The sequence below is a fragment of the Gemmata algarum genome (assembly GCF_034097035.1).
Classification (GTDB): Bacteria; Planctomycetota; Planctomycetia; order Gemmatales; family Gemmataceae; genus Gemmata; species Gemmata algarum.
In genome coordinates this window covers 1-2718 of sequence record NZ_JAXBLV010000052.1, presented here as the reverse complement: position 1 = coordinate 2718, position 2718 = coordinate 1, and the positions used below count along the sequence as shown (strand labels likewise).

Genomic DNA, 2718 nt, shown 5'->3' with positions numbered 1-2718 from the left:
TGCCCCATCAAGTCTTGATTTTGGGGTAGAGTCGCTTCAGTTTCACACGGGCGTTTTCGATGCGGAATTGCCAATCGACACCCCGTTGCTTGGCATTCGTCTTATCAGCCCAAGCCGCAATTTCCGCTTGCAGTTCGAGCCGCTCACCGATGCGGCGGCCGCTCAGGCACTGGCTCGTCAGGCAACTCAACTCGCACTCGGCGACATTCAACCAACTGCCGTGCTTCGGGGTGTAGCAGAACCGGAGCCGCCTGATGTACTCCCTGCGACGGCGGGATCGAATGCCTCATAGAACGCCCCCTTGGTGTGCGTGTTGAGGTTGTCGCACACCCACGTCACGTACTCGCACGCGGCGTAGCGACCGTCCAGCATCCGAGCCACTTCGATCGCCCAGTCCGCCGTGGTCCGGTGTGCCCGGGCCGTCGCCTGTCGGAACCCCGAGAGCGGCTCGGCGAACACGAAGATGCTCGCCGTGCCGTTGCGCTCGTACTCGTAATCCACACGCTTGCCGTGCTCCTTCGTCGCGGCGATCGGCACCCGCGTTTCCTTCAGCAACTGGACCGGTTGTTCGTCCATACACAGCACCGGATGCTTCGGATCGTAGGCGGCCGCATAGGTTTCGAGCACGTCCTCCATGCACGCCACGAACTCGGCGTCTTGCTCCGGGGGCATCACCCAATACTCGATCTTGCGTCTCGTCATACCGTTTTTTTGAGCGCCTTGCGGACCGTCTCGTGGCTGATCGAGTCGACGACATCCAGAACCACCAGTTGGTCGGCGAGGAGTTGCAACGTCCAGTGCCCGTAACCCGCCGGCGGCTGGCCCAACCGCATGGCGATCAACTTCGCCTCGGCCTCGCCATCGAGTTTGCAAGGCGTGGGCGGTTGCTGGCGGCTCTTGCCGTCCAGAGCCCGTTGGAAGCCTTCGGTGACCAGGCGCTTGCGGACGTTCTCGACCGTTTGTACGCGGCAGTGGTACGCCTCGGCGATGCGCTCATCGGTCCATCCGGGTCCGTCGGCATCCGCTTGGAGCAGGATCTGAGCCCGGCGAAACTTCTGGCTCGAGCCCTTGAGATTCTTGATGATCCCCTGACAACTCTCACGCTCTTCTGCCGACAGCCGAACGATATACTTCTTGTTCATGGGAGACTCCTTGTGCTCCCAAGTATCCTACTCTGCCAACGCAAGCCCAACCCAAATTCCTAGCCTTGACACTGCACTAGCCACGTTCCCTCGTGTAAGCAAGGTGAAATAAGGAAAGGCCCTGTTCCGAGAGCGGGTGCCCCTCTGGATTTTGGCATTTGTGAACGGTATGGGAGCCGGCTGGGGAAGCCGTGGCAATCTGGGAGGGATACTGATGCCGACGCTGACTATAGAATACAGTACCGAATCCGAACGGTTGGCCTTGGAACAACTGCTGGGCTATTTCACGGACCTGAATCGTCTGGCCCAAGAAGCTCCCGACGGCACGGTCCTGGCCGCCTGCGAGAAGCATGCACTCGATCAAGGGCGCAAACTGTTGCGGACCACACTCGGTGCCGCCTTGGGTTCACGGATCGAGAAGGACGAGCAAAAAGGGGGCGCGCCCGCACCTGCGCGAAGACGCACCCCGGGCGCTCCAAAGGACCGCACACCCGAACGGTTGTGACCGCCGTTGGTCCGATTGAACTGGAGCGGAGGTATTTCCACTGCCCCACTTGCGGGCAAGGCGAGTTCGGAGCCGATCGCGGGCTGGGCCTCAGCGGCTACGTCACCCCGGGCGCCTGTCGGATGGCCGTCTTGCTGGGCGTCCAACAGTCCTTCGCCAAAGCCGAAGTGACTCTGGCCGAGGTGGTCGGCGGGGAATTGGACGACAACACCATCCGGCAACTCTGCCACGCCACGGCGGCCCAGGCCACCGCCACCCGGCAACACCGCTCGACCGCTGAAGTCTTCACCCGAGCCCAAGCCGCGGCCAGGACCGAGCGGCCGGTGGACAGCGAGTTGCACATCGACGCGGGCAAGGTCAACACTGTGGAGGACGGTTGGCGGGATCTCAAGATGGCCGTTTTTGCCCGGCGCGAGCGAAGTGCGCCCACCACGGCGATGGACTGGGAGGGACGCGACCTGCCAACCCCGTTGGCGCGGTCGGTGATCGCGGCCGTGGAGGAGGCGAGCCTGTTCGGGAAGCGGTGTCACGACGAGGCCACGCGACTGGAGTGGACCGATTCGAGCCAAATGACGGTACTGGGGGATGGGGCCGAGTGGTTGTGGAACGTGTCCGAGCAGCACGTCCGTGACGCGACCCAGGTCCTCGACTTCTGGCATGGGGCGGAGTACCTCGCCAGCGGGGCGAAGGCGGTGTTCGGTCCCGGGGGCCAAGCCGCGACGGCGTTTGTCCGGGGCAAGTCGAAGCTGCTGGAAGACGGATATCCCGGGCTGGTGGACTGGATCGGAGAACTGACCGGGCAGATGCCCGCCGGAGGCGACGGAGCCGCCTTGGGCGGCGTATCGAATTACTTTTGTGGCCAACAGGGGCGGTTGAATTATGCGGTGCGTTTGCGGCGGGGGCAGTCGATTGGAAGCGGGTTGGTGGAGGGAACGGTTAAGCAATTGCTCAACATCAGAATGAAACAAACTGGGGCGAGATGGAATCTGGGGCATGTGGCACCGTTTGTCGAACTGGGGGCATTAGTCTCTTTTTAAGTTCAGCGTAGCGCTGAAGTTTGGAATCGATTAT

At 62.3% G+C, this 2718-nt stretch carries 4 protein-coding genes; 1 reads left to right on the top strand and 3 read right to left on the bottom strand.

Annotated features, from left to right (window positions below; all coding sequences use genetic code 11):
* Nucleotides 1-7: 7 nt before the first annotated feature.
* The 3 genes from R5W23_RS06380 to R5W23_RS06370 are packed head-to-tail and all read right to left on the bottom strand — an operon-like array spanning nucleotide 8 to nucleotide 1142.
* Nucleotides 8-190, bottom strand: a complete 183-nt coding sequence (locus R5W23_RS06380) for a hypothetical protein (protein WP_320685614.1) — start codon at nucleotides 188-190, stop codon at nucleotides 8-10.
* Nucleotides 191-207: 17 nt separating this feature from the next.
* Nucleotides 208-702 (bottom strand): hypothetical protein, encoded by a 495-nt coding sequence (locus R5W23_RS06375; protein WP_320685613.1) that lies wholly within the window; start codon nucleotides 700-702, stop codon nucleotides 208-210.
* Nucleotides 699-1142 (bottom strand): helix-turn-helix domain-containing protein, encoded by a 444-nt coding sequence (locus tag R5W23_RS06370; protein ID WP_320685612.1) that lies wholly within the window; start codon nucleotides 1140-1142, stop codon nucleotides 699-701. Before R5W23_RS06370 ends, R5W23_RS06375 begins: the two co-directional genes overlap by 4 nt.
* Nucleotides 1143-1481: 339 nt before the next feature.
* On the opposite strand from R5W23_RS06370, the gene R5W23_RS06365 reads away from it, so the two are divergent.
* The gene (locus R5W23_RS06365; RefSeq protein WP_456320362.1) at nucleotides 1482-2684 is read left to right on the top strand and encodes an ISKra4-like element ISGob7 family transposase; all 1203 of its coding nucleotides are present in this window, start codon (nucleotides 1482-1484) and stop codon (nucleotides 2682-2684) included.
* Nucleotides 2685-2718 lie beyond the last annotated feature (34 nt).